Raw genomic sequence first — 1,237 nt, forward strand, 5'->3', positions numbered from 1 at the left:
TAAAAAATAGTTGCATTTATTTTAAATGATGTTATCATTTTACTAATAAGAGCTTTGGAAAAAGCGTGTTTGCAATTACAATTTACATTAAAAAAGAAGATGATATTCGTTTTATTCGACGTTTAACACGTGATTTATCAGAACGGGGGCGAACAGTTGAAAGTATTATTAATCAGTATTTAACAACAGTAAAATCAATGCATGAGTACTTTGTTGAGCCAAGTATTAAATATGCCGATATTTATTGTGACATATTATGAAGGAAATGAAATTGCAATTGATATGATTGCAACAAAAATTAAGGCTTTTATTACTTGATAAAAAATAAAAAACCCCATTATTATTGCTTTTTTTAAGGTATAATAATGATTGTTGTAATTAAAAAACAGAGAGGAACGGAGAGAACACCATGAATGAAGAAATTTTGTTAACTAAAGAGGGAATTAAAGACTTACAAGAAGAATTAGATAATTTAATTAATGTTATTCGTCCCGAAGTTATTGAAGAGTTAAAAGAAGCTCGTGCACAGGGAGACTTATCAGAAAATGCTGATTATGATGCAGCACGAAACCGTCAAGCGGAAGTTGAAGGACGAATTAAAGAAATTGAATCACTATTAACAAAAGCAAAAGAAATTAAGGAAGTTAAATCAAAAACAGGAATTATTAAATTGGGGAGTACAGTAACATTTACTAATTTATTGATTAATAAAAAATATGAATTAAAAATTGTTGGTGCTGTTGAAGCTAATCCTTTTGAAAATACAATTTCAAATGAATCACCAATTGCAAAAGTTATTATTGGCAAAAAAGTTGGAGATTTAGTTGAAATTAAGGGAATTCAAGAACCTTATAAAGTTAAAATTTTAACTGTAGAATAAATAATAAAAAAAAATATAAATTGTAAATTAATGATTTTGAAGATTATTAACTGTAATAACACATTATAAATAGCATCTTTAACTTTCATCATTGCATTACCCAATCCAGTTCAAATATAATCTATGCTACCTGAAATAGTAGAGTATCTGCACCTAGAAAATTAACAGCTGTTGTATTAGACTTCTTGCATAATCTAGTTATTTTAAAATTCCTATAAAATATATTTAAAATAGAAATTATAGGAATCTAAAATTATGAAATTTGATAAATTTGATTTTATTAATGATAAAGAATTATTCCGATTAACAGGAATAAAACAAGCCACTTTTAATAAAATGTTAGATATTTTAAAGGTT

The 1,237-nt window shown here is 25.8% G+C and carries 1 protein-coding gene and 1 pseudogene; both read left to right on the forward strand.

From position 1 onward, the window contains the following. Nucleotides 1–321 (forward strand): annotated as a pseudogene (locus tag BST80_RS05240) (hypothetical protein); the annotation flags it as partial. A gap of 88 nt (nucleotides 322–409) precedes the next feature. Next, entirely contained in the window at nucleotides 410–880 is a 471-nt protein-coding gene (greA, locus tag BST80_RS05245; RefSeq protein ID WP_400249483.1) for a transcription elongation factor GreA, read from the forward strand. Nucleotides 881–1,237 lie beyond the last annotated feature (357 nt).

The sequence above is a fragment of the Spiroplasma sp. Moj genome, from assembly GCF_016082285.1.
GTDB classification, from domain to species: Bacteria; Bacillota_I; Bacilli_A; order Mycoplasmatales; family Mycoplasmataceae; genus Spiroplasma; species Spiroplasma phoeniceum.